Annotated in this window: 21 protein-coding genes; 14 read left to right on the forward strand and 7 right to left on the reverse strand. The window is 62.7% G+C overall.

The window, feature by feature from the left end; translation table 11 throughout:
* Positions 1-17: 17 nt before the first annotated feature.
* The 5 genes from purD (at position 18) to RAE04_RS07335 (ending at position 6738) form a co-directional block, all read left to right on the forward strand.
* Positions 18-1292 carry a phosphoribosylamine--glycine ligase gene (gene purD, locus RAE04_RS07315; RefSeq protein WP_317026920.1) on the forward strand — a complete coding sequence of 425 codons (1275 nt, stop codon included), beginning with the start codon at positions 18-20 and terminating at the stop codon, positions 1290-1292.
* 41 nt (positions 1293-1333) lie between these two features.
* Positions 1334-2764 (forward strand): adenylosuccinate lyase, encoded by a 1431-nt coding sequence (purB, locus tag RAE04_RS07320; RefSeq protein ID WP_317026921.1) that lies wholly within the window; start codon positions 1334-1336, stop codon positions 2762-2764.
* A 162-nt stretch (positions 2765-2926) separates the two neighbouring features.
* A complete protein-coding gene (locus RAE04_RS07325) occupies positions 2927-3820 on the forward strand; it encodes a phosphoribosylaminoimidazolesuccinocarboxamide synthase (protein ID WP_005325786.1) in 894 nt (297 codons plus the stop codon).
* A gap of 54 nt (positions 3821-3874) precedes the next feature.
* Positions 3875-5998 (forward strand): S9 family peptidase, encoded by a 2124-nt coding sequence (locus RAE04_RS07330; RefSeq protein ID WP_317026922.1) that lies wholly within the window; start codon positions 3875-3877, stop codon positions 5996-5998.
* 56 nt (positions 5999-6054) lie between these two features.
* Complete coding sequence (locus RAE04_RS07335) at positions 6055-6738, forward strand: DUF2334 domain-containing protein (RefSeq protein WP_005325788.1); 684 nt, start codon at positions 6055-6057, stop codon at positions 6736-6738.
* A gap of 185 nt (positions 6739-6923) precedes the next feature.
* On the opposite strand, the gene RAE04_RS07340 is transcribed toward RAE04_RS07335, so the two are convergent.
* The gene (locus RAE04_RS07340) at positions 6924-9698 is read right to left on the reverse strand and encodes an ExeM/NucH family extracellular endonuclease (RefSeq protein ID WP_317026923.1); all 2775 of its coding nucleotides are present in this window, start codon (positions 9696-9698) and stop codon (positions 6924-6926) included.
* Between the two features lie 231 nt (positions 9699-9929).
* On the opposite strand from RAE04_RS07340, the gene purS reads away from it, so the two are divergent.
* The 4 genes from purS (at position 9930) to trhA (ending at position 14122) form a co-directional block, all read left to right on the forward strand.
* Positions 9930-10172 (forward strand): phosphoribosylformylglycinamidine synthase subunit PurS, encoded by a 243-nt coding sequence (gene purS, locus RAE04_RS07345; RefSeq protein ID WP_150850979.1) that lies wholly within the window; start codon positions 9930-9932, stop codon positions 10170-10172.
* Complete coding sequence (purQ, locus tag RAE04_RS07350) at positions 10173-10856, forward strand: phosphoribosylformylglycinamidine synthase subunit PurQ (protein ID WP_005325791.1); 684 nt, start codon at positions 10173-10175, stop codon at positions 10854-10856.
* Between the two features lie 13 nt (positions 10857-10869).
* Positions 10870-13179: a phosphoribosylformylglycinamidine synthase subunit PurL gene (purL, locus tag RAE04_RS07355; protein WP_317026924.1), complete on the forward strand. Its 2310-nt coding sequence runs from the start codon at positions 10870-10872 to the stop codon at positions 13177-13179.
* 229 nt (positions 13180-13408) lie between these two features.
* Entirely contained in the window at positions 13409-14122 is a 714-nt protein-coding gene (gene trhA / locus RAE04_RS07360; RefSeq protein ID WP_317026940.1) for a PAQR family membrane homeostasis protein TrhA, read from the forward strand.
* Here trhA and RAE04_RS07365 read toward each other — a convergent pair.
* Positions 14119-15282: an asparaginase gene (locus RAE04_RS07365; protein ID WP_317026925.1), complete on the reverse strand. Its 1164-nt coding sequence runs from the start codon at positions 15280-15282 to the stop codon at positions 14119-14121. The two genes, trhA and RAE04_RS07365, sit on opposite strands and share 4 nt — an antisense overlap.
* A 136-nt stretch (positions 15283-15418) precedes the next feature.
* Positions 15419-16429 carry an acyl-CoA thioesterase gene (locus RAE04_RS07370; RefSeq protein ID WP_317026926.1) on the reverse strand — a complete coding sequence of 337 codons (1011 nt, stop codon included), beginning with the start codon at positions 16427-16429 and terminating at the stop codon, positions 15419-15421.
* A 33-nt stretch (positions 16430-16462) separates the two neighbouring features.
* On the opposite strand from RAE04_RS07370, the gene RAE04_RS07375 reads away from it, so the two are divergent.
* The 3 genes from RAE04_RS07375 to purM are packed head-to-tail and all read left to right on the forward strand — an operon-like array spanning position 16463 to position 19445.
* Complete coding sequence (locus RAE04_RS07375) at positions 16463-16867, forward strand: sterol carrier family protein (protein WP_317026927.1); 405 nt, start codon at positions 16463-16465, stop codon at positions 16865-16867.
* A 10-nt stretch (positions 16868-16877) separates the two neighbouring features.
* A complete protein-coding gene (gene purF / locus RAE04_RS07380; RefSeq protein ID WP_317026928.1) occupies positions 16878-18374 on the forward strand; it encodes an amidophosphoribosyltransferase in 1497 nt (498 codons plus the stop codon).
* An 18-nt stretch (positions 18375-18392) separates the two neighbouring features.
* Positions 18393-19445, forward strand: a complete 1053-nt coding sequence (purM, locus tag RAE04_RS07385; RefSeq protein WP_317026929.1) for a phosphoribosylformylglycinamidine cyclo-ligase — start codon at positions 18393-18395, stop codon at positions 19443-19445.
* An 89-nt stretch (positions 19446-19534) separates the two neighbouring features.
* Here purM and RAE04_RS07390 read toward each other — a convergent pair whose 3' ends face one another.
* Positions 19535-19732, reverse strand: a complete 198-nt coding sequence (locus tag RAE04_RS07390) for a DUF3073 domain-containing protein (protein ID WP_239273297.1) — start codon at positions 19730-19732, stop codon at positions 19535-19537.
* 140 nt (positions 19733-19872) lie between these two features.
* Entirely contained in the window at positions 19873-20937 is a 1065-nt protein-coding gene (locus RAE04_RS07395; RefSeq protein WP_317026930.1) for a folate-binding protein, read from the reverse strand.
* A gap of 30 nt (positions 20938-20967) precedes the next feature.
* Between RAE04_RS07395 and RAE04_RS07400 the strand changes: the two genes are divergently transcribed.
* Positions 20968-21831, forward strand: coding sequence for an aminodeoxychorismate lyase (locus RAE04_RS07400; RefSeq protein WP_317026931.1), 864 nt, complete (start codon positions 20968-20970; stop codon positions 21829-21831).
* Here the strand turns inward: RAE04_RS07400 and RAE04_RS07405 are convergent.
* Entirely contained in the window at positions 21828-22523 is a 696-nt protein-coding gene (locus RAE04_RS07405) for an FABP family protein (RefSeq protein ID WP_005325810.1), read from the reverse strand. The genes RAE04_RS07400 and RAE04_RS07405 overlap by 4 nt on opposite strands.
* A 65-nt stretch (positions 22524-22588) precedes the next feature.
* Between RAE04_RS07405 and RAE04_RS07410 the strand changes: the two genes are divergently transcribed.
* Positions 22589-23614, forward strand: a complete 1026-nt coding sequence (locus tag RAE04_RS07410) for a diacylglycerol/lipid kinase family protein (protein ID WP_284787420.1) — start codon at positions 22589-22591, stop codon at positions 23612-23614.
* On the opposite strand, the gene RAE04_RS07415 is transcribed toward RAE04_RS07410, so the two are convergent.
* Positions 23598-24425 (reverse strand): DUF2993 domain-containing protein, encoded by an 828-nt coding sequence (locus tag RAE04_RS07415; RefSeq protein WP_284787398.1) that lies wholly within the window; start codon positions 24423-24425, stop codon positions 23598-23600. The two genes, RAE04_RS07410 and RAE04_RS07415, sit on opposite strands and share 17 nt — an antisense overlap.
* Between the last annotated feature and the right edge of the window lie 33 nt (positions 24426-24458).

Consider the following 24458-nt stretch of genomic DNA (forward strand, 5'->3'; position numbering starts at 1 on the left):
TGGTTATGATGGTGGGCATGCGCATTCTCGTAATTGGTTCGGGCGGCCGTGAACACGCCCTTGTCAAGGGCCTGTCTGCCGACCCTAAGAGCACCGAAATCCACGCCGCGCCGGGCAGCGCGGCCATGTCCGCCCTCGCTACCGTCCACCCGGACTACTCCCAGGTAGATAACGCTGATCGCATGGTGGAGCTCGCCCAGAGCATCGCCGCGGACCTCGTTGTCATCGGCCCTGAGGTTCCGCTCGTCGCTGGCGTGGCCGATGCCCTGCACGCCGCCGGCATCGCGGTCTTCGGTCCCAACAAGGAAGCAGCCCAGATCGAGGGATCCAAGGCTTTTGCCAAGGACGTCATGGAGTCTGCTGGCGTCAAGACCGCTCGCGCAGAACAGCTGCGCCCTGGTGCAGGCGAGGACGACATTGAGGCCGCGCTCGATCGCTTCGGCCCGCAGTTCGTGGTCAAAGACGACGGCCTGGCCGGCGGCAAGGGCGTGGTGGTCACCCCGGACCGCGCCGCCGCCCGCGCCCACGTCGACGCCGTCCTCGCGGCCGGCAACCCGGTGCTGCTGGAATCCTTCCTCGACGGCCCCGAAGTCTCGCTCTTTTGCTTAGTCGATGGTGAGACCGTCGTCCCGCTGCTGCCGGCTCAGGATCACAAGCGCGCCTATGACAACGACGAGGGCCCCAATACCGGCGGCATGGGCGCCTACACCCCGCTGCCGTGGCTGCCGGAGGACGGTGTGCAGCGTATCGTGGACGAGGTCTGCACCCCTGTGGCCAAGGAGATGGCGCGCCGCGGCACCCCTTATTCCGGTCTGCTTTACGCCGGCCTGGCCTGGGGCGAAGAAGGCCCGGCCGTAGTCGAGTTCAACTGCCGTTTCGGCGATCCGGAGACTCAGGCAGTGCTCTCCCTGCTCAAGTCCCCGCTGGCTGAGGCCCTCCACGCCACGGCCACCGGCACCCTCTCCGAGCTCCCGCCGCTGGAGTGGGAGGATGGCTTCGCCGTCATCATCGTCATGGCGGCCGAGGGCTACCCGGCTTCTCCGCGCAAGGGCGATGCCATCTCTGGCGCCGCCTTGGACGATCCGCAGCGCGTCCTCCATGCCGGCACCGTGCATACCGATGGCGCCTACCGCACCGCGGGCGGCCGCGTGCTCAGCGTGCTGGGGAAGGGCGCCACGCTTGCCGACGCCCGAGCAGACGCCTACGCCACCGTCGACGGCATCGAGTTTGCGGGTGGCTTTGTGCGCCGGGACATCGGCAAGCGAGCAGAAGACGGTGAGATTTCTCTCTAACCTTTCACCCCGCGGCGGGGCAGGCATGGAATAATAGCCACGTGGCTGAAAAGAAGAAGATTTCCAACGTCCTGTCCTCCCGCTATGCCTCCGCGGAATTGTCCAATATCTGGAGCCCGGAGCATAAAATCATCTTGGAGCGCAAGCTCTGGATCGCGGTCATGCGCGCTCAGAAGGATCTGGGCGTAGACATCCCCGCCAAGGCCATCGATGCCTATGAGGCCGTGGTAGAGGACGTGAATCTCGAGTCCATCGCGAAGCGCGAGCGCGTCACCCGCCACGATGTGAAGGCCCGCATCGAAGAATTCAATGCGCTGGCCGGCTACGAGCACATTCACAAGGGCATGACCAGCCGCGATCTCACCGAGAACGTGGAGCAGCTGCAAATCCACACCTCGCTGGAGATCATCCGCGATAAGGCCATCGCCGTGGTCTCTCGCATCGGACGTCACGCCGCCGAGTACCAGTCCTTGGTTATGGCCGGCCGCTCCCACAACGTGGCCGCGCAGGCCACCACGCTGGGCAAGCGCTTCGCTACGGCCGGCGATGAGATGCTGCTGGCCATCGAACGGGTCGAAGATCTCCTCGCGCGCTACCCACTGCGCGGCATCAAGGGCCCGATGGGTACCTCCCAGGACATGCTCGATCTCATGGGCGGCTCCGAGGACAAGCTCGCCTCCCTGGAGACGGCCATCGCGGATTACCTGGGCTTCCACCGCATCTTCAATTCCGTGGGCCAAGTCTACCCGCGCTCCCTCGACTTCGACGCCATCTCCGCCCTAGTGGAGCTCGGCGCCGCCCCGTCCTCCCTGGCCACCACCATCCGCTTGATGGCCGGCAACGAGACCGTCACCGAAGGCTTCAAGGAGGGCCAGGTTGGCTCCTCTGCTATGCCGCACAAGATGAACGCCCGCTCCTGCGAGCGTGTCGGCGGCCTGCAGGTCATCCTCCGTGGCTACCTGACCATGGCCGCGGACCTCGCTGGCCAGCAGTGGAACGAGGGCGATGTCTTCTGCTCCGTCGTCCGGCGCGTCGCGCTTCCCGATGCCTTCTTCGCCCTCGACGGCCAATTCGAAACCTTCCTCACCGTCCTCGACGAGTTCGGTGCCTTCCCGGCCATGATCGACCGCGAACTGGAGCGCTACCTGCCCTTCCTGGCCACCACCCGCATCCTTATGGCGGCCGTGCGCGCTGGTGTGGGCCGCGAGACCGCCCATGAGGTCATCAAGGAAAACGCCGTGGCCGTCGCGCTCAATATGCGCGAAAACGGCGGCGAGCAGGACCTAGTCCAACGCCTTGCAGCCGATGACCGCCTGCCCATGGACGAGTCCGACCTCGAGGCCGCCCTGGCCGATAAGCACGCCTTCATCGGCGCCGCCGAGTCCCAGGTCAGCCAGGTGCTCAACCGCATCAACGCGCTAGTAGGCGAGCACCCCAAGGCCGCGGCCTATACCCCGGGCGAGATCCTTTAAAACGAGCCGCGCAGGGCGTCTTCCTGTCGCGGTGTTCCTTTCTCTTCGCAGTGCGCCTTCCTTTTTCGCATTTCGATCAAATAAGCCCCCGAATCCCGCGCGGATTTCGGGGCTTATTTGATCGAAACGTGCTCGCTACCCCTGAGCGCTAGAATGAAGGTCATGCGACCTGAGCTTTCTTCTTATACCCATCTTGCCTCCGGCAAGGTCCGCGATATCTACGATGTAGACGAGAACACTCTTCTGATGGTGGTCTCGGATCGTATCTCCGCTTACGACCACGCCCTCGAGCCGGCCATCCCGGATAAAGGCCGCGTGCTGACCGCAACCTCGAAGTTCTTCTTCGACTCCATCGATTTCCCCAACCACCTGGCCGGCCCGCTCGATGATGAGCGCATCCCCGCCGAGTGCCTTGGCCGCGCGATGGTGGTCAAGAAGCTGGACATGCTGCCCTTCGAGTGCGTAGCCCGCGGCTTCCTCACCGGTTCCGGCCTGAAGGAGTACAAGGCCAACGGCACCGTGTGCGGTATCGAGCTGCCGGAGGGCTTGGTTGAGGCTTCCCGCCTGCCCGAGCCCATCTTCACTCCGGCCACCAAGGCGGAACAGGGCGAGCACGATGAGAACGTCTCCTTCGACTTCGTGGTGGACAAGCTGGGTGCCGAGCGCGCCGAGGAGTTGCGCGCGGCCACCCTTCGCATCTACTCCGAGGCCGCCGCGCTCGCGGAGGAGAAGGGCATTATCCTCGCCGATACCAAGTTCGAGTTCGGCCTAGACCAAGACGGCACCCTCGTGCTGGCCGATGAGGTCCTTACCCCAGATTCCTCCCGCTACTGGCCGGCCGATTCTTACGTGGAGGGCGAGGTTCAGCCGTCCTTCGACAAGCAATACGTGCGCAATTGGCTGACTTCTGACGCCTCTGGGTGGGACCAAGCCGCCGACGGCACTCCGCCCCAGCTTCCCGACGACGTCGTTTCCGCCACCCGCCTGCGCTACATCGAGGCCTACGAGCGGCTTTCCGGCGAGCGCTTCGCGGACTTCCTCTCGCCCGAGGCCTAGCTCTCGCTCTACGGGCTTCCGCCCCGCGCGACGCCACGCGTACAGTGGGGCGGCATGAGCAACGAGAATCTTTCCGCCCCCGTGGCCGCCGTCCACCCCGTGACCCGTTCCTTCCACGGACGCGAGTTCGTGGATAACTACGAGTGGCTGCGCGATAAGGAATCCCAGGAAACCCTGGATTACCTCAACGCAGAAAATGATTACACCAAGGCGAAGACCGCGCACCTGGATGAGATGACGGAGAATATCTTCCAGGAGATTAAGTCCCGCATCAAGCAAACCGATATGTCTGTGCCTTCTCGCCGCGGCGATTACTGGTACTACGGCCGTACCGAGGAGGGCAAGAGCTACGGCTACTCTTGCCGGCTCCCGGTAGAGGAGGGGGCTGACCCATGGACTGCCCCGGTTATCCCAGAGGAAGGCACCCCGGAAGGCGAGGAGATTATCCTTGATGCCAACGCGCTGGCGGAGGGCAAGGACTTCTTTGCCCTCGGCGCCGCCTCCATCTCTGATTCCGGCCGCTACCTGGCCTATTCCGTGGACTTCGCCGGCGACGAGCGCTTTGAGCTCTATATTAAGGACTTGGAAAGCGGCGCGCTTCTCGACGACCACCTCAAGGGCATCTTCTACGGCGCCACTTGGGCCGGCGACGGCTATATCTTTTATACGACCGTCGACGAGGCATGGCGCCCTGACGCCATCTGGCGCCACAAGGTCGGTACCGCGCAGTCCGAAGACGTGCAGGTGTTCAAGGAAGAAGACGAGCACTTCAACGTCGGCATCGGCAGCGCTCGCTCCGATAAATACCTCTTCCTTGGTGTGAGCTCCAAGGTGACTTCTGAGGTGTGGGTCCTCGAAGAAGACAACCCCGAGGGTGAATTCCGCCTGCTGTGGGAGCGCGAATCTGGCGTGGACTACGACGTCGACCACGCCGTCGTTAAGGGCGAGGATTACTGGATCGTCACCCACAACGCCACCGGCCCCAACTTCGAGGTTGGATATACCAAGGCCAAGGATGAGCTGCCCACCCTACGTGACCTGCCGGCGCTCTTGCCGCACGAGGAGACCACCCGCATCGAGGGCGTGGACACCTACCGCGATCAGATTGTGGTGGGCTACCGCCGCGGCGGCATCGGCCGCGCCGCCATCATGCGTGTGAATGACGGCTTTAGCGAATTCGAAGAGCTCAACTTCGACGAAGAACTCTTTACCGTGGCCGTATCCGGCAACCCCGAGTGGGACGCACCGGTGCTGCGCGTGAGCTACGTGTCTTTCACCCAGCCCTCCCAGCTCTTTGATTACCGCGTGGATACCGGCGAATTTACTCTCCTCAAGGAGCAGGAGGTTCCCGGCGGTTATAACCCGGATGACTATGTGGCCTACCGACTGTGGACCACGGCTGCCGACGGCACCGATATCCCCGTATCCATTGTCCACCGCGCCGACCTCGACCGCACTCAGCCGAATCCGACCCTGCTCTATGGTTACGGTTCCTATGAGGTGAGCGTGGATCCGGCATTCTCCGTTACCCGCCTATCCCTCATGGACCGCGGCATGATCTTCGCCGTGGCCCATGTCCGTGGCGGCGGCGAGATGGGACGCACCTGGTACGACGACGGCAAGATGCTCAAGAAGAAAAACACCTTCACTGACTTCATCGATGTCGCCGATGACCTCATTGCCCGCGGGGTGACCACCGCTGACCAGATGGTGGCCGAGGGCGGTTCGGCCGGTGGCATGCTCATGGGTGCGATTGCCAATATGGCCTCGGATCGCTTCACCGCCATCCAGGCCGTCGTGCCGTTCGTCGATCCGCTGACCTCCATTCTTATGCCGGAGCTTCCACTTACGGTGCCTGAATGGGAGGAGTGGGGCGACCCGTACCACGATCCAGAGGTTTATGACTACATGAAGTCCTACTCGCCGTACGAAAACATCGAGGCTAAGGACTACCCGGACATCCTGGCCATTACCTCGCTCAATGACACCCGCGTGCTCTATGTTGAGCCGGCCAAGTGGATCGCCCAGCTGCGAACGACGGCCACCGGCGGCGAGTTCTTGCTCAAAACCGAAATGGCCGCAGGCCATGGCGGCGTGTCCGGTCGCTATGAAAAGTGGCGCCAGAATGCCTTCGAGTACGCGTGGACCATCAACAAGGCCACCGGCTTGGAGAAGTAAAACCCGGATAGGGGGCCAACGCGCGAATCCTAAATTCCTGTGCGATAATTTTCCTTATGAATGGCCACCTTCTGGTATCTATCTCCAGCATCTTTGATGACACACGGAAGCAGGCTAGCCGGCTCCTCTCGATCCTTGATCGGGAGGAGATTCCTGTTTCCCTGCTGATTGCCCCGCATATCGACGGCAATTGGCACCTCGCCAAAGACAAAGACACCAAGAAGTGGCTTCAAGACCAAGCCGATGCCGGCCGCGTTCTTATCCTGAACGGTTTTGATCGTTCAGTGCAGGGCCGCCGCGCGGAATTCGCCAACCTCGATTCACACGAGGCGAAGCTGCGCCTCGCCGGAGCTACCCGCCAGATGGCCAAGATCGGCTTCGAGCCCACCATCTTTGCGCCCCCTCGCTGGCGCATGTCGCCCGGTACCTTGCAGGTCTTGCCGCAGTTCAAGTTTGAGGTAGCCGCCTCCACCCGCGGTATTCTCCAGATTAATTCCGGTAAGTTCCACCAGGCCCGCAACCTTTCTTTCGGTGAAGGCTTTGGTTCCGCCAAGTGGTGGCGCAAGAACATTATTCGCGCTGCTGAGCGCTCCGCCCAGCGTGGTAATACGGTGCGCCTTTCGGTTTCCGGCCGCAACCTAGATGACCGCAAAGTAATCAACGACTTCGTCAAAGCCGCCGACCGGGCCATCAACGCCGGCGCGACCCCTGCCGATTACGGCGCTTATCTTCCAAAATAGACCGCGCATTCCCTCGTCAGAGGCTCGGCGGAGCAATAAGCACAGCTTCGCGATTTTCGTCCATAAAAACTCCCATTTCCGTCGACGGTTGCGGTGGTTTAGATGGACGAAAGTCGTGAAATGACCAAAGGCCCCGCCGCTAGGGAGTCTTCCTCCGAAGTTGCGGGGCTAGGGCTAATGGGTGATTAGCGCTGCAGGCTAGTGATGAAGTTCTTCACTTCCTTTGGCAGCATGGCCCAGATGGGGGCCGAGATGGCCTTGTGGAGGTTTCCGGTCACGGCGAGGAAACCAGGGATGGCGACAAAGCCGACGATGGCCGCGATGGCGGCGGCGATGCCTGCGCCGACGGAGCTGGTGCCGGAGCTAGAGCCGGAGGCAGGCTTATTCGGCTTTTCAGAAGGATTATCGGAGGGCTTGTCCTCTGGCTTACCTGGCTCATCGGAAGGCTTGTCCGCCGGATCATCCGCAGGATCATCCGGCTGGCCGGCGGAGTCGTCCGCGCTGAGGGTGAAGCCGACCTTGACTGGGTCGTGGTCAGAGGCGCGGAACGGGGAGTCATCGTAGAAGTCCACGATGTTGTAGTTGCGGCGGGAGTATTCGAAGGCGACGGGTTCGTCGGCGTTGATGTTCCACACTTGGGCGTCGTCAAGCGTGCCGGTGGCAACCTTATTGGCCAGCACGTGGTCGAGGGTGCCAAGCAGGCCGGAGAACTGGTAGGAAGGGTCAGCCTCGTACTTTTCGGCAGGGACGGTGAAGCCATCGTTGCGGAAGACATCGAGCGCGGTCTCATGGGTGTAGGTATTGAAATCACCCAGGGCGAATAGCGGCTTGTCCTTCCAGTCCTCCTGCTTGTGCAGTGCATCGAGGACGGCCTGGGCCTGCGCGTTGCGGACGTTCGGGTTATTGCCCTGGCCGTCGCCGGAATCGGCGTCGCCCTTGGACACCGAGCCCTTGGACTTGAAGTGGTTGGCCACGGCAACGAAGGATTCCTCGCCCTCCTTCAACGGCTGAAACTCTTGGGCGAGCGGTTCGCGGGCGGTGCCGGTGAAGCGATCGTCTTGGAAGATGCGCGATTCGCCGACGGGCTTGACCACATCCTTGTGGTAGATGAACGCGGTGCGGATGACGTCCGGGGAGCTCGGTACGGCGTCCTGGGAAGGCGAGGGGACAAAGGCCCACTTCTCTGAGCCGGCGGCCTCGTTGAGCTTTTCCGTCAGGTGCTTGAGGGCCTTATCGCGCTGGGCGAAGTCGCCGGTGACGGCGTAGCCATCTTCGATTTCGGAAAGGCCGATGACGTCGGCATCGAGGCCGTTGATGGCGGCGACGATCTTGCGTTCCTGGTCCTCGAGTGCGGATTGGGTATAGGCGCCGCGGGTCTTACCGCGATTGACGGTGACCTTATTGCCCTCGCGGTCGGTGTAGGCGCTGCCGCCGAATTCCTCGCCCAGGGAGGTGAAGTAGTTCAGCACGTTGAAGGCGCCGATGGTGTACTCGCCCTTGACGTCATCGATGGCGTGGAGCTCGGCCGCGCGGGAGTCCTCCCAAGAGATAGGCAGGTCTGCGCCCGCAGTGTTGCCGGTGACCGGGGTGGTGGGCTGGAAGCGCCACTGCTCATGAGAGAAGCCCACGATAACCGGGTGCTGGAAAGTCACGGTATCGGTGGTGCGCAGGGACTTGATGGTCTGGGCATCATCCTGGGCGATGTACGGCAGCGGGGTATTCTGGTCGGTCTTGAGATAGTCGCGGGTGCGGCCATCGTCCAGGGTGACCAGCTTATCGTCGTTGTCCTTGGTTAGCTTCTGGATATCGGAGTTGGGATCCGTGGAGGGGGAAAAGACATCGGAAGGCTGGCGCAGGGCTTCCTTGCCCGGGACGAGGCCGACCTCGCCGTACTGGTTGAGCGAGTAGTTATTGGTCACGGTGTGCTCGCCGGGCTGGATGAGCATGTGCTCGAAGGGCTCGCGGGCCTCGGCGCCATCGGGAAGCTGGTCCACCTTGAGTGGGGTGACCTTCTCCAGCGGGGTATCGAGCTGCGTGACCGCGGAGGCGGTTATTTGGGTGGAGCCATAGAACTCGGAGACCTTGCCGGTTACCTCGACGGAATCTTCCAGGGCTGGGTACTGGTCGGCCGGCTTATCACCCATGTAGACAAAGATGGCCTGGGAAGCATCGGTGGCCTCGGCGCCGGTGCCACCGGTCTGGATGGTGAAGCCATTAAGGCCGCCTTCGGTCCATACGCCGGTGACGACGCCCTCGGTGGCCACGGTCTGATCCTTGAGCGGGGATTCGGCGCCGGTGCCCTGGATATCCGCGATGGCGGTGACGCCCTCGGGGGCCGGCTGTTCGGGCTTTGCCGGCTCCTCAGGCTGCGGGGCGGGGGCCTCGTTACCGGAGTTGGTCGGGGTAGGGGCGCCGCTGGTGAAATCGGCGGCGTTGTCATCGCTATCGGTGCCCTCCGCGTCGCGGGAGGCGGACTTGGCATTGGACAGGCCCGCGGCGGCGGTGCCTTCCTTGATGGAGGCGGCGCCGTAGCCGATGGCATCGATGGGGGTACCGGTGGCGTCGGCAAGCTGCACGGAGCCCTTAGAACCGGACATGTTGAGGCTGCCCTCGGCATCTGGGGCAGGCAGGGCCTCGCCCGCGCCATTGCCGGCCGCGCCCTGCACCAGGAAGTAGCCGTGCGGGGCGATGGTACCGGAAAGCTCCACCTTGCCTCCGGTATTGCCGGAGGCGGAGAAGTACTCCACGGTGTATCCGGTCAGGTCAATTGGAGCATCGGTGGGGTTATAGAGCTCGATGAAGTCATGGGTGAAGGCAGCGCCCTTATTGCCGCCTCCCCCGTAGACCTCGGAGATGACGGCAGCGGAGCCATCGGTTGCGGCCGTGGCAGTTGGAACGGCAAGGGCGGCAGAAGACAAGGCGGTGGCAAGTGCCAGCGCGCCGAGACGGCGAGAAGACATAGTTTCAACCTTAAAAGAGAGCGACAGTGTGCGTCGTCTATTAGTAGAGCGCCGCGCCGGGCCAGGCTGGAGAGCACGCCGAAGTTTGCTAGAGCGTCGTTTGGGGTTCACGTAGAGTTTGCCCAACCGGGGTGAAACCCACACTGCGGGGGTGAGTCTAGGTAAAAGGCGGGGGTGCCAACTAAACTAAGCCGCGCAGACCAAAGCCCCATACAGTAAGGCAAATATTTCATGGCTCGTGTAGTTGTCAATGTCATGCCCAAGGCGGAGATTCTGGATCCGCAGGGCCAAGCCGTCGTCCGCGCGCTGGGTCGCATCGGGGTATCCGGTGTCAGCGATGTGCGCCAGGGAAAGCGCTTCGAGCTCGAGGTCGATGACTCCGTCACCGCAGAGGACTTGGAGAAGGTAGCCGCCACGCTGCTGGCCAATACCGTCATCGAGGACTACGAGGTTGTTGGGCTGGAGGTCAAGTAAGTGACCGCCACAATCGGAGTAATCACTTTCCCCGGAACCCTGGATGATGTGGATGCCGCTCGCGCTGCCCGCACCGCCGGCGCAGAGGTCAAAAGCCTCTGGCACGCAGATACCGATCTGCACGGCGTGGATGCTGTAGTAGTGCCGGGCGGTTTTTCTTATGGTGACTACCTGCGCTCGGGCGCGATTTCCGCGCTCGCGCCGGTGATGCAGTCCGTTATCGATCGTGCGAAGCAGGGCATGCCGGTGCTCGGCATCTGTAATGGCTTCCAGATCCTTACCGAGGCGGGCCTGCTGCCAGGCGCGCTGACCCGCAACAAGGGACTGCACTTCCACTGCACCGATACCTACCTCGAGGTGGCCAATTCCACCACCGCCTGGACCAGCGAGTTTGAGCAGGGCCAGAAGATCCTGGTGCCGGCCAAGCACGGCGAGGGCCGCTTCCAGGCTGGTGATGATGATATCGCCCGCATCGAGGGCGAGGGCCGCGTGGTCTTCCGCTATACCGATAATTACAACGGTTCCGTCAACGGCATTGCCGGTGTGAGCGATGAGTCCGGTCGCATCGTCGGCCTTATGCCGCACCCCGAGCACGCCATTGACACGCTAACCGGCCCATCCACCGACGGACTGGGACTTTTCGTATCCGCCATCAAGGCCGTCGCCCAGGCGCCGGCGGTTTAAGGAGGCCACTTTTATGACCGTTCATAATGACACCGTAGAAAAGGCGCAGTCCACCCCCGACGAGCAGCAGCCCTACGCGGAGCTCGGCCTGAAGGACGACGAGTACCAGCGCATCCACGATATCCTGGGCCGTCGCCCCACCGATGCGGAGCTGACCATGTACTCCGTCATGTGGTCCGAGCACTGCTCCTATAAGTCTTCCAAGACGCACTTGCGTTACTTCGGTGAGACCATGACCGAGGAAATGGGGGAGAAGATCCTCGCCGGCATTGGTGAGAACGCCGGCGTGGTGGATATCGGAGACGGCAACGCGGTGACCTTCCGCGTGGAGTCCCACAACCACCCCTCCTACGTGGAGCCTTACCAAGGTGCGGCCACCGGCGTGGGCGGCATCGTCCGCGACATTATGGCCATGGGTGCTCGCCCGATTGCCGTGATGGACCAGCTGCGCTTTGGGCCTGCCGACGCCCCCGATACCAAGCGCGTCCTGCCCGGCGTGGTCTCCGGCGTGGGTGGCTACGGCAACTCCCTGGGCCTGCCCAATATTGGCGGCGAGACCGTCTTTGATGAGACCTATGCCGGTAACCCGCTGGTCAATGCCCTGTGCGTGGGCACCCTCAAGGTCGATGACCTGAAGCTGGCCTTTGCATCTGGCAAGGGAAATAAGGTCATGCTCTTCGGCTCCCGCACCGGCCTGGATGGCATCGGCGGCGTGTCCGTGCTGGCCTCCGATACCTTCGAGGACGGCGCCGAACGCAAGCTGCCGGCCGTGCAGGTGGGCGACCCCTTCGCAGAGAAGGTCCTCATCGAGTGCTGCCTGGACCTCTACCACGCCGGCGTGGTCGTAGGAATCCAGGACTTGGGCGGCGCGGGTCTGGCCTGCGCCACCTCGGAGCTGGCGGCCTCCGGCGATGGCGGCATGGAGGTCAACCTCGATAACGTGCCGCTGCGCGCGCAGAATATGACCGCGGCCGAGATCCTCGCCTCCGAGTCCCAAGAGCGCATGTGCGCCGTTGTGGCTCCGGAGAACGTGGCGAAGTTCCGCGAAATCTGCGAGCACTGGGACGTCACCTGCGCCGAGATCGGCGAGGTCACCGAGGGCAACCACCTGGTCATCCGCCACCAGGGCGAGGTCGTCGTGGATGCCCCGGCCGGCACCATTGCGGATGAGGCTCCGGAGTATGACCGTCCGTATGCCCGCCCGGAGTGGCAGGACGAGCTGCAGAAGTACCAGGGCACCGACAAGCGCGGCCTGGTGGAATCCCTGCAGAAGCTCGTGTCCTCCCCGGCACTGTGCTCGCGCGATTTCATCATGAACCAGTATGACCGCTACGTGCGCGGCAATACCGTCCAGTCCCACCATGCGGACGCCGGCGTGCTGCGCATCGATGAGGAGACCGGTCGCGGCGTGGCCGTTTCTGCCGATGCGTCCGGCCGCTACACCAAGCTGGATCCGAACATGGGCGCCCGCCTCGCGCTGGCTGAGGCCTACCGCAACGTCGCCGTCACCGGCGCCAAGCCCGTCGCGATTACCAACTGCCTGAACTACGGCTCCCCGGAAAACCCCGACGTTATGTGGCAGTTCCGCGAGTCGGTGCATGGGCTTGCCGACGCCGCCGTGGAGCTTTCCATCCCCGTCTCCGGCGGCAACGTCTCCTTCTACAACCAGACCGGCGAGGAGCCCATCCTGCCTACCCCGGTGGTGGGCGTGCTGGGCGTTATTGATGACGTGCACAAGGCCATCGGCAACGAGCTTGGCACCGTAGACGAAAAGGAAGTACTTATCGCCCTAGGTGAGACCAAGGACGAATTCGGCGGCTCCATCTGGCAGCAGGTGAGCGCCGATACCTCCGATGCTTCCTCCCTCAATGGTCTGCCGCCGCAGGTAGACATGGCCAACGAGAAGCGCTTGGCCGAGTTCTTCCACGGCAATGATCTGCTCACCGCGGCGCACGATATCTCCGAGGGCGGCCTTGCCGTCACCGCCTTTGAGATGGCAAAGCGCGCCGGTGCTACTGCCGACGGCGCCGGCCTCGGCCTCAATCTAGACCTCACCGCGGTCCACGAGGACGAGTTCGTCGCTGCCTTCTCCGAGTCCGCCTCCCGCGTGCTCGTGGCCACCACCGCCGACCGCGCCGATCAGGTCCTCGCCCGCGCCGGCGAGCTGGGCATCCCAGCCGCCATCGTTGGCGAGACCACCGAAACCGGCGCCCTTACCCTCGGCGGCGAGTCCGTCGCCATCTCCCAGCTGGTCTCCGCCTGGTCCGTCACCCTGCCGGACCTCTTCGACCACGCTGTGGGCGCTAACTCCGTAGTGGAGTAACAACTCCCGGCGTTGGACAAACGCAACTAAGCGACAATGCGGAAAGCCCGGCTTCGGCTGGGTTTTTCTTGTTTTGTTCCATTAATCCACCGCTGCAACCGCAGCGTTCGTCGAGCGTTACGTAACGAGGTCCTTGAAGCCCTCCGGCTACGTCCGTAGACTTACGGTATCGTAAGTTTCTTGTTGGGGTTGGTTGCGGCTAGCAGAAGGGAAGTACCTCGTGGCACAGATGCATGCGGATAGTGCGCCGGGGCCGGGCCTTGTCCAGCGCACTTACTGGATGGCGGATCGTGGCCCGAGGCCGCTGAGCCGTGGCTGGGGGCATGCAATAGCGGCGTTATTGTCGGTGATTGCCTCCACCGTGCTCATTACCTATGCGTGGATGACGCTGCAGTGGTGGCAGGGGCTTGGCGTAACTGTTTACGGAGTGGGGCTGGTCGGTCTCTTTGGCGTCTCGGCGCTCTACCACCGCTACCCGTGGGCGAGTGCGCGTGCCGTGCAATGGTGGCGGCGGGCGGACCACGCGACCATCTCGGTATTTATCGCCGCGACCTACACGCCGCTGTGTCTCATCGTGTTATCGCCGGTGCAGGCGGCATGGATGCTAGGCGTTGCCTGGGCAGGAGCGATTCTCGGCGCGATTTTGAACCTGGTGTGGATTAGCCACCCGCGTTGGTTAGACGTGGTGGTCTACCTAGCACTGGGGTGGCTAGTGCTGCCGCTGCTGCCCACGTTGTGGACGCAGGCGGGGGCCGCTGTGGTCTGGCTGCTCTTTGCCGGCGGCGTGGTGTACTCGCTAGGCGCGCTGGTCTATGGCTTTAAGTGGCCAGGGCGCAACGCACGCTACTACGGCTACCACGAGCACTTCCACACCGCGACGATTGCGGCGGCGGTGGTGCACCTCGTAGCGGTGTGGATGGTCGTGGTTCAGGGGGCTGCTTAGTCGGCGTCGGGGAAGAGCTTCGCGGGATCGGTGTCGGTGCTGATCGCAGCAGCTAGCAGCATACGTGCTTGGGGAGCGCGCAGGGTGCCAGAGGAGATAACGCCGGCGTCGGCAAGCGTGGCACCGCCACCGGCCCCGCCGTAGATGCCCTCCACCGGGCCGTGATCCACGCGGGTGGTGAGCACAACCGGAACCTTCTTGGCCGCGGCCTTAGCGGCTTGGGCTAGCTCGTCGCCGATATTGCCGGCGCCCATTCCCTCAATCACGATGCCTTCGGCGCCGCTGTCCAAGGAGCGCTGGATAAGATCGGCCGGCGCGCCGGGGTAGGCGGCGATGATATCGACGCGGGTATTGCCCAGTGGCTGATGCTTTAAGGCCTTCGGGCGCTGAGGCTGCTTCTTGCCATTGTTATTGGCAAAGCCATCGGCCTTGGCCGTATCGGACTTAAAAGCGCCGCGGGCCGGGATGACGTGATCCGCGAAGGCGATGAAGGTACCGCGGCCCTTATTGGCGGGATCGGTGACGGTTTTGACCGCGAGCGCCAAGTTGTCCGGACCATCCGGATCCGGGTCATCAAAGGGGCGCATCGCTCCGGTAAGGGCTACCGGCTTATCGCTGTCCTGGAAGGTATCGACGGCGATGGCAGTCTCTTCCATGGAATCGGTGCCGTGGGTGACCACTACGCCATCGACATCATCGCGCTGTAGCTCCTTATTTACGGCCTCGATGATGGTATCAGTATCGTCCAAGGTCATCGCGGAAGAATCCAGCTTGGCAATGTCTTTGACCTCTAACGTGAGCTTGTCCTTGTCAAAGGTGCCGGAAAGGGGCTCCACCAGCTTGGAGCCGGTAACGGTGGGAACCACCGCACCTTTCTTATCGTGCGTGCTGGCGATAGTGCCCCCGGTAGAAAGGACCACCACGTGGCCCTCGGCGGTGGCGCGTGGGCCCTCGCTTTCCGTTGTGGCGGTTTCGGTGGTTTCCTCTGAGGCTGCTGGCGCGGAACTGGTGGCGCTGTGCGGCGCGGAAGACTCGGGTGCCGCGGCCGAAGTCTCCTCTTCTGGGCGGTTATCCGGATTCTGGCAGGACGCCAAGAGGAATGCGGAAGTTACTAAGGCAAGGCCGGCACGGGCCGAGCGACGCATTGTTGAGGTGTGCATATTCCCTCGTTTCTGTGTGTGGGAGGCGAAAGCGGGCGGCGGGAATCGTCGGCCGCGTATACGTCCATCTAAAGCAGAAGCGCGGGGCGTCCGCTGCCACTATGGACTTGCTAACACCGAAACGAGGGGAGAGCGGCTAGTCGATGTGTTGGTTCGACGGCGCCACCACCAAAGGCTTTGGCGAGTACTTCGCACGCAGCTCTCGCAGGAGGGTCGCGTGCTCGGCCAGGCGCTTGTCTTCCTCGGTATGCGGATTGAAGGGGCGGGCCACCTGCGGCTGGCCATCGTGATCGAGGGCGATATAGGCCACGGTGGCATGGATGGCGGTTTGCAGGTGCTCGCGGCCGCCGCGGGGGTTGCCGGAGCGGACGTGGATAGACATCTGCATCGAGCGGGTATCGGTGCGCATCATGCGGGCGTCGACCTCGATGAGGTCACCGATGGAAATCGGGCGGTAGAAGCGGATGCCGCCTGCGTACACCGCAACGGTGCGCTCCGCGGACCACTCCATAGTGCAAGCTGCGCCGGCCTCATCGATCCACTGCATGGCCGTGCCGCCGTGGACCTTGCCGCCCCAGTTGACGTCGGTGGGCTTGGCGAGGAAGCGGTTGACCATGCGCGGGGCGTCGGAAGGCCCGTTGTAGGTTTGCTTTTCCATCTCCGTCTCGATTGCCTGGCGCAGTTCGATGCGGGACTTGGCGGCCTCCTCCACGCGGCACTGCTCATCGGTCTCCGGGACGAAGGGCGGCACCGGGGTGGACTTGCCGGTGGCGGGGTCCTTGGCTACGAAGATGACCAGGCAATCGCAGGCGCGGGTAAAAATTCCTTCGCGCGGGTCGGCAGAGAGCACCTCGTTGACGATGTGCATGGAGGAACGCCCGGTCATAGCGATGCGCGAGCGGACCTCCACGATGTGCCCGGAAGGGATCGGCCGGGTGAAGTGGATATGGCCCACGTATGCGGTCACGCAGTATTGGCCGGACCACTGCACGGCGCAGGCATAGGCGGCCTTATCAATCCATTCCAAGACGCGTCCGCCGCTGATGCCGGGGGCGCCGGCCATGGTGACGTCGGTTGGCGATGCCATAAAGCGCAGCGTCAGCGCCGGCGATTTCTGATTTTCCGCAACGGAAGGCGTAGGTGACATAAACAACAAGATAACAGTAGCTATGATGTAGCTATGAAAAAGCCCGTCGATCCCGCAGCCACCCGCGCGGCCGTCATGGCCATCAAAGACTGGATTGCCGCCCCGGCGGAGCACGATAAGCCTGGTAGGGCCCTGCTTGCCGACGCCGTACGTCGCACCGCCCGCACCCTCGAGGCCGACGCGCCGGGTCATTCCGTGGAGCTGCGCGTACCCCCATTTGTTGCGGTGCAATGCATTGAAGGGCCCCGCCATACCCGCGGCACCCCACCCAATGTGGTGGAGACCGACCCGGAAACCTGGCTGCGCCTCGCCACCGGATTGGCGGACTGGGAAGAGGTCGTAAGCACTGGTCGCGTCGATGCTTCCGGCTCCCGCGCGGGCGAAATTGCGCAGTGGTTGCCGCTTATTCCGTTAGTTTCCGGCGGCGCGACAGGCTAATATAAACGCCGTGGTAGAAGTACATACTCCTAGTATCACCAATCTTGACGATCATAATGAGCAGGAGCCCCGCGAAGAGTGCGGCGTCTATGGCGTGTGGGCTCCCGGGGAGGAAGTCTCCAAGCTGACCTACTTTGGTCTCTTCGCCCTGCAGCACCGTGGCCAGGAGGCTGCCGGCATTGCGGTGGGCGATGATGACCGCATCGTCGTCTTCAAGGACATGGGCCTCGTGGCCAATATCTTTGATGAGTCCACCCTGTCTGCCCTCCAAGGAAACGTAGCGGTGGGCCACACGCGCTATTCCACCGCCGGCGGCAAGGAATGGTCCAATGTCCAGCCGATGTTTTCTACCTCCTCCACCGGGGTAGACATCGCCCTTGGGCACAACGGCAACCTAGTCAACTACTTGGAACTGCGCGAGGAGGCTGTGCAGCGCGGCTTGATTAAGCCCAACGAGGAATCAGTGTCCGATTCCATGTGCCTGTCCATGCTGCTTGCCGACGGCGTAGATGAAGACACCTCCGTCTTCGACTCCGCCCGAGACCTGCTCCCGCGCGTGAAGGGCGCGTTTTGCCTGACCTTTACCGATGGTCACACCATGTACGCCGCGCGCGACCCGCACGGCGTGCGCCCGCTGGTCCTCGGCCGCTTGGCCAAGGGCTGGGTGGTGGCCTCCGAGACCTGTGCGCTCGATATCTGCGGCGCTCAGTTCATCCGCGAGATTGAGCCCGGCGAGCTCGTCGCCATCGATGAGGCCGGCATCCGTTCCGTGAACTTCGCGCCGGCCAAGCGCCACGGCTGTGTCTTCGAATACGTCTACTTGGCCCGCCCGGATAGCGATATCAAGGGCCGTTCCGTCAACGCCTCCCGTGTGGACATTGGCCGCCGCTTGGCCCGCGAATACCCGGCCGAGGGCGCGGACCTGGTCATCCCGGTTCCCGAATCCGGCAACCCAGCCGCCGTGGGCTATGCCCGCGAATCCGACATCACCTTCGCCCACGGCTTGGTCAAAAACGCTTATGTGGGCCGCACCTTCATCCAGCCCACCCAGACCCTGCGCCAGCTGGGCATCCGCTTGAAGCTCAACCCGCTGCGCGAAGTCATCAACGGAAAGAAGCTCGTCGTGGTGGATGATTCCATCGTCCGCGGCAATACCCAGCGCGCACTCATCCGCATGCTGCGCGAGGCCGGCGCGGCCGAGGTGCACGTGCGCATCGCCTCCCCGCCAGTGAAGTGGCCATGTTTCTATGGCATCGACTTCGCCTCCCCAGGCGAGCTGATCGCCAACGCCAGCCCCTCCGATGATCCAGAAACCGTCTGCGCCACTATCTGTGACACCATCGGCGCCGATTCCTTGGGCTTTGTCTCCATTGAGGAGATGGTGGCCGCCACCGAACAGCCGCGTTCCGAGCTGTGTACCGCCTGCTTCTCGGGTGAGTACCCACTTGGCCTGCCAGCCGGAAACTCCAATGCAGAAGCCGTGCGCACCCTGCTCGGCACCGAATAACAAAGGACACCTGAAACCATGAGTGACAATACTTACGCAGCAGCCGGCGTCAGCATCGAAGAGGGTGACCGCGCCGTAGAACTTTTCGCCCCGCACGCTAAGCGTGCCACCCGCCCTGAGGTTCTGGGCGGTCTTGGCGGCTTTGCTGGCCTGTTCAAGCTCGGCGATTACAAGGAGCCCATCCTCGCCGCCGGTTCCGACGGCGTCGGCACCAAGCTGGCCGTGGCCCAGGCCATGGACAAGCACGACACCATCGGCATCGACCTCGTTGCGATGTGTGTGGACGATCTCGTTGTCTGCGGCGCGGAGCCACTCTTCCTGCAGGACTACATTGCCGTGGGCAAGGTCGTGCCGGAAAAGGTGGCCGAGGTAGTCAAGGGCATCGCCGAGGGCTGTGTGCAGGCCGGTGCTGCGCTGCTGGGTGGTGAGACCGCCGAGCACCCCGGCATGATGGAAGAAAATGAATATGATGTCTCTGCCACCGCGGTAGGCGTCGTTGAGGCCGATGGCGTACTTGGCCCAGACAAGGTCCGTGATGGTGACGTGCTCATCGCCATGGGCTCTTCCGGCCTACACTCCAATGGTTACTCCCTGGCCCGCCACGTCCTGCTGGAGCAGGCTGGCATGCCTCTCGACGGCCACGTGGAAGAGCTCGGTCGTCCCCTCGGCGAGGAGCTGCTGGAGCCCACCCGCATTTACGCTAAGGACTGCCTGGCTTTGGCCAGCGAATGCTCCGTATCCACCTTCTGCCACGTCACCGGTGGTGGACTGGCAGGCAACCTCGAACGCGTCATTCCAGAGGGTCTCGCAGCCGATATCAACCGCGCCACCTGGACCCCAGGCCAGGTCTTCAAGCTCATCTCCTCGGTGGGCAAGGTGGATCTGGCGGAAATGGAGAAGACCTTCAACATGGGCGTCGGCATGATTGCCGTAGTCAATCCCGAAGACCGTGACCGTGCCCTGGCAATGCTTACCGCACGCCATATCGATGCGTGGGAGCTGGGCACCGTCCGCAACGCTTCCGGCGAGGAACCGCGCGTGGTCATGCACGGCGAGCACCCAAACTTCTAGCAGGGCCCTGCCCCTGCCAGGGGAGGGTATGAGGAAGGGCCCTAGGAGATTTCCTAGGGCCCTTGAGCTATCCGGCGGCGAGCGGAAGATTAGCGTTCGTCGCGGTCGGCATCATCCCATTCGTCGACGTAGTCGGCGTATGGGTCATCCTCTTCGTAATCGTGGGAGTCACCCTCTTGCTGTGCGGCGAGTTCCCGTTGTAGGGACTCGATATCCATTTCGGGTGAGTTGTACTTGAGCCGGCGTGCAACTTTGGTCTGCTTTGCCTTGGCGCGTCCGCGTCCCATGTGCATGACCCCCTTGGGTTAGTAGGGCGCGCCAGGGATTCTTGGGCGCCCCATCGACTTGTCTATTTAGTATCTTCCTGTAAGACACAATAGCTTGTGTGACGAAAAAATTCCGCACCGCCCCCTCTCTAGTGGGAGATTTAGCGCCCGCGCAGCCGGTTTACCGCTTCGCGCCCAGCCTTGGGGCCCTCATCCTCGGGGATGGAGGAGGGATCGATCGACGCTGCGGTATCGCCCACCTCTAGAGTGCCGGCGTCCAGCGCAGAGCGTTTGACCAGCCCCAAGGCGATGGGGCCGAAATCGCAGTCATCCACAATCGTGCCGATGCGGCCTACCTTACGTCCATTGAAAGTAATGTTATCGCCCACATTTGGCCGTTGTGGCGCGGAGCCGTCGAGGTGCAGCTGCACCAATAGGCGAGGGGAGCGGCCCAGATTTTCTACGCGCGCCACCGTTTCCTGGCCGCGGTAACAACCCTTATTGAGGTGGACGTGGGCCGGATTAGCGGCGCTGCGGCTGATCCACTGCGGCACCTCGTGGGGGATGGACTTATTATCCAGATCCGCTGCCAGCTCCGGCTCGCGGGCACGCACGCGCTCGGCGGTAAACGCCATGAGCCCCGCTAGCCGTGCACCGGATTCCTCCAGGTGTTTCGTTGCCTCGACCAATGATTCGCGGGGAATGCCAAGGTCAACGCGCTTAATTCCTGGCCACGGAACCTGGCGGGAAAACTCCACCATGGGCGGAAGCGAAACATCGACCTCACCCAGGAGGGTAAGGATGGCGATATCGGCTTCCTCTACGGTGACCTCGGACCAAAAGACCATCATGGTGAGGAACTTAAAGAGGGAGTCGAATTGCGCCCCGGGGACGTCAATAAGAAAGGCATCGTCGGTCCGCACGATATCCATGTGGTGGAGGATGTGGCCTTGGATGTCCAGGTCGAGGGCGCCGGCGGTGAAACCCACGGGGGCGTCGTCAAGCTTCTGTGAAAGCAGATTATTCAGAAACTCGGCGGCGTCCTTGCCGCTCACGCGAATGACGCGGCGCTGGGAGCGGTCAATGACGATGGTGCCGCCATCGGCGGCCCGTTGCTCGCCCAGCGGATTGCCATAGTGCCAGGCCACGCCCTGGGCATCGAGTACGGTCGCGTCCTGGTGCTCCGCGGCACCGGCGCGCTGCAGAAGAGGCGAAGAATAACTCACAACTACCGATGGTAGGGCATAATCAAAAGTATGAAGTTTTCGCCGCGAAAAGAGCCGGTCATCTACGTTGTGGAGCCCTTTGGAGGGTCGGTACGCAGGCACATGCCCGCGCTGCCTCTCGTCTACGCGGACGATGCCGCGGTCACCCGCGGCGATGGCATCTTTGAATCCCTGCTCGTGCGCGGAGGCAAAGCCGCTAACCTGCAGCGCCACGCGCAGCGCTTCTGCGATTCAGCCCGCACGATGAACCTGCCGGAGCCGCCCATGGACAAGTGGGAAGAAGCCACCCGGCTCGCCATCGCGGACTTCTGCGGGGACGAGCAAGGCGATGCTAAATGCACGTGGACCTATACCCGCGGGCGCGCCTCCACGGGGCGGCCGAGCGCGTGGGTTGTTGTGCAGCAGATTGAGGACAAGGTGCTAGAGCAGCGCGCCCACGGCGTCGCCGTCATGACAAGCCCCCGCCTGTGGCACGTGGCGGAAGAATTGCCCGCCAAGACGCTCAATTACGCGGCCACCATGGCGATGCTGCGCATGGCGCGGGAGAAGGGCTTTGAGGATCTCATCCTCACCGACCCGGACACCGGAGAAATTCTCGAGGGGGCGACCTCAACCGTGGTGGCCGTCAAAGGCGAGAAACTGCGCACTGCGGCCGGCCGCGGCATCCTGCCCGGCACCACGCAAGCGGCGCTCTTCGCGCATGCGAAAGAGAAAGGCTATCGCTGCAAGGCCAAGCCGCTGACCGTGGAGTACTTAGAAAAGGCAGATTCGGTGTGGCTAGTGTCCTCCGTGCGCGTTGCGGCGCGTGTCACCCGGTTGAATGACAAAAAATTAAAGGCCCCGGATAACGTGGACGTCATCCGAGACCTTATTGATGCCGCGCTAGGGTCCTAGCCAGCGATGCGGGTGAGCTCCGCAGACATGTAGGGGCGCATTTCGCCATCCACCATGCGCTCGTCTACCCAGCCTAGGTTGTTATTGGGCATCAGGCCGTACATGCGCTTGCCTGGGCCTAGGTTCTTCGGGCCGGTTTCCGTGACCATGGTGGAGGCGGATTCCAGCTGCCATGCGCGGTCATTGAAGGGTTCGCCGTAGAAGATTTCCACGATGCCGGTAGAAGAGGTGTAGGTGACCTCGATTTCATCCTTTTCCGAGATACGCCAGAAGCCGGTCTCGCGCACAGACGGGCCTTCCGGCTTGCCTTCGGTATCGATCTTCCAGGTACGGGAGCTAAAGGTCAGGTAGTTTTCGCCATCGTGGGCGATGACCAGCTGCTGGCCAAAGGTGTACTCCTGGCCCTTCGTATCGTGGGCCTGGCCCTCGCCCTGCCAGACACCAACAAGGGGGAGTAGCCCCAGCAGGCCGTCGTGCAGCGACGGGCCCTGGCGCAGGTTCGCGGTATCGTCCGGTACTGGGGTATCGCCCAGCTCGAGAGCGGGGATATTGCGGCTAGCGGCGTCTTTCCACTGCTCGGCAGCCTGGTTCACGGCATCGTTGCCATTGAGCTTTCCAGGATCGTTTTCCGGGTGAGAAGCCGCGGTAGTTTCGATGTTTTCAGGGGTGGTTTCATTATTATTTTCGCTCATGGCCGTCCAGCCTAGTCGTGCACCCGCCTATTTAACTACTAGACTTGGACCTCGTGCATGCATTGATGATCTCGAATCCAAACTCGACCTCACAAACCAATGCCCTCTTCCGCCAAATCGTTCCCTGCCTACAAGCGGTAGAGGGGCTACACCTCAAGGTGCAATTTACGCATTACCCTGGCCACGCCGAAGAGATGGTCAAAGGAATGACCAGGGATGACTATGACGTCATCATTGCTGTGGGCGGAGACGGAACCGTCAACGAGGTGGTCAACGGGCTACTCGGCCCGGCCGATGGGCAGCGCCCCGATCCTCAGTCCATCCCGGCGCTGGCTGTCATTCCTACCGGCTCCGCGAATGTCTTTGTGCGTGCCCTAGGCTTTCCCAGCACCCCGGTGGAGGCCACTCATGTGTTGGCTCGCATGCTCGACCGGGATCTGCGCCGCACCATCTACCTAGGAACGTGGAACGAGCGGTGGTTTGCCGTCAACGCCGGCTTCGGTTTGGACGCGGATGTCTTGGCGCGCGTGGATCGCGCTCGCGAGCAGGGATTTTCGGCCACTCCGCTGCGTTACCTCAACGTCGCCATTCGGGCCTGGAGCCGGGCGCGGAAGAACCCACCGCATATTGCGGTGACGGCCGAGTCCAGCAGCGGCGAGCAGCTGCGCAAGGACGATGTGCCACTGCTGTTTACCTCGAATACCAACCCGTGGACATTCCTGGGCCCGCTGCCGGTAGTGACTAACCCGCGCAATTCCTTTGATGAGGGCCTTGCTCTCTTTGGGCTGGAGGAGTTTAGCGGGCTCGGCGGCGTCGTTGGCCTGCTGCACCTCTTCGGTGCCGATAAGCGCGGATGGCTCAATAGGCTCACCAAAGAAAAGACGGTGGCCTTCGACGACGCCATGCGGGTTGAGCTAGTCTGCCGCGAACCGCAGCGCTTCCAAGCTGATGGAGAATCGGAGGGGCGCTTTGATGCAGTTACCTTGGCCTCCGTGAAGGATGCCATCGAGGTATTCGCCCCGCAGGATAGGCGGGAGGTCCATCAGCGCACGATGAAGGAAGTTCTCCGGGACTTTATTCGCCTGCGCTAGTCCGCGGCGCGGGGCCGACACGGTGCTTGGTATCGGCGGCCTTCTTTTCCGCCTCTTCCACGGCCTTTTGCTCCGAGCCGTCAATCTCCAGCGGGGAGAGCTGGGCCAGCTGCACCTTAATATTGCGGCGCTGTACCTCGAAGGTAATGGTTCCTCCCTGCATTTTTACCGCGGTCGCTTGGGCCGGAAGCGGCAGCTGGCGGGTATCGAAGTTGAGGGAAAAGGCCTTTTGCAGGCGCTCATCGTCCGTGTCATAGACCTGCATACGAAACTCCGGCCCAACCAGGCGGAGGGTGACCTTGGCGGTGGACTTGTGGGCGTCGCCAGGCAGGGTGCCCGTTAGCTCTGCTTCTGCAGAGGTGCCTCCGGAGGGGGAGATATCGTCCGGGTTGGCGATGGAGAGATCGGTAATCCCCAATAGGCGGCCCAGCGCCACACCATCCAAGGAAATGCCGCGCGAGTAGGTGGAGACGGGCGCGCCCTCAATATCTCCATTCATTACCTGCTCGGGGGTGACGGTGATATCGCGCAGCACGGTCGAAGCATTGACCATGCCCAGCTTGGGCACCTCCACATCCAGCGCCTTGACCTCGAGATAAGGGATTTCCTTCGAAGCCGCCGCCCACAGGTAGGGGGTGCCGCCGATGAAAACATCCGGCGTATTATCCAGCCGCGAATTGGCTTTCACGGCTTGCGCCACCTTGTGTTCCGTGTGCATAGCCACGCAGGCATCCGCCACCCAGGCTGCAATGAGCACGCACACCACGAGGAGGACGTGCACGATGCGCCGGTCAATCTTAAGAACACTCACCCTTTCATTCTTACCCTACGTATTCTGGGGCCT

Source organism: Corynebacterium sp. CTNIH16, from assembly GCF_032821655.1.
In the GTDB taxonomy this organism is placed as follows: Bacteria; Actinomycetota; Actinomycetes; order Mycobacteriales; family Mycobacteriaceae; genus Corynebacterium; species Corynebacterium marquesiae.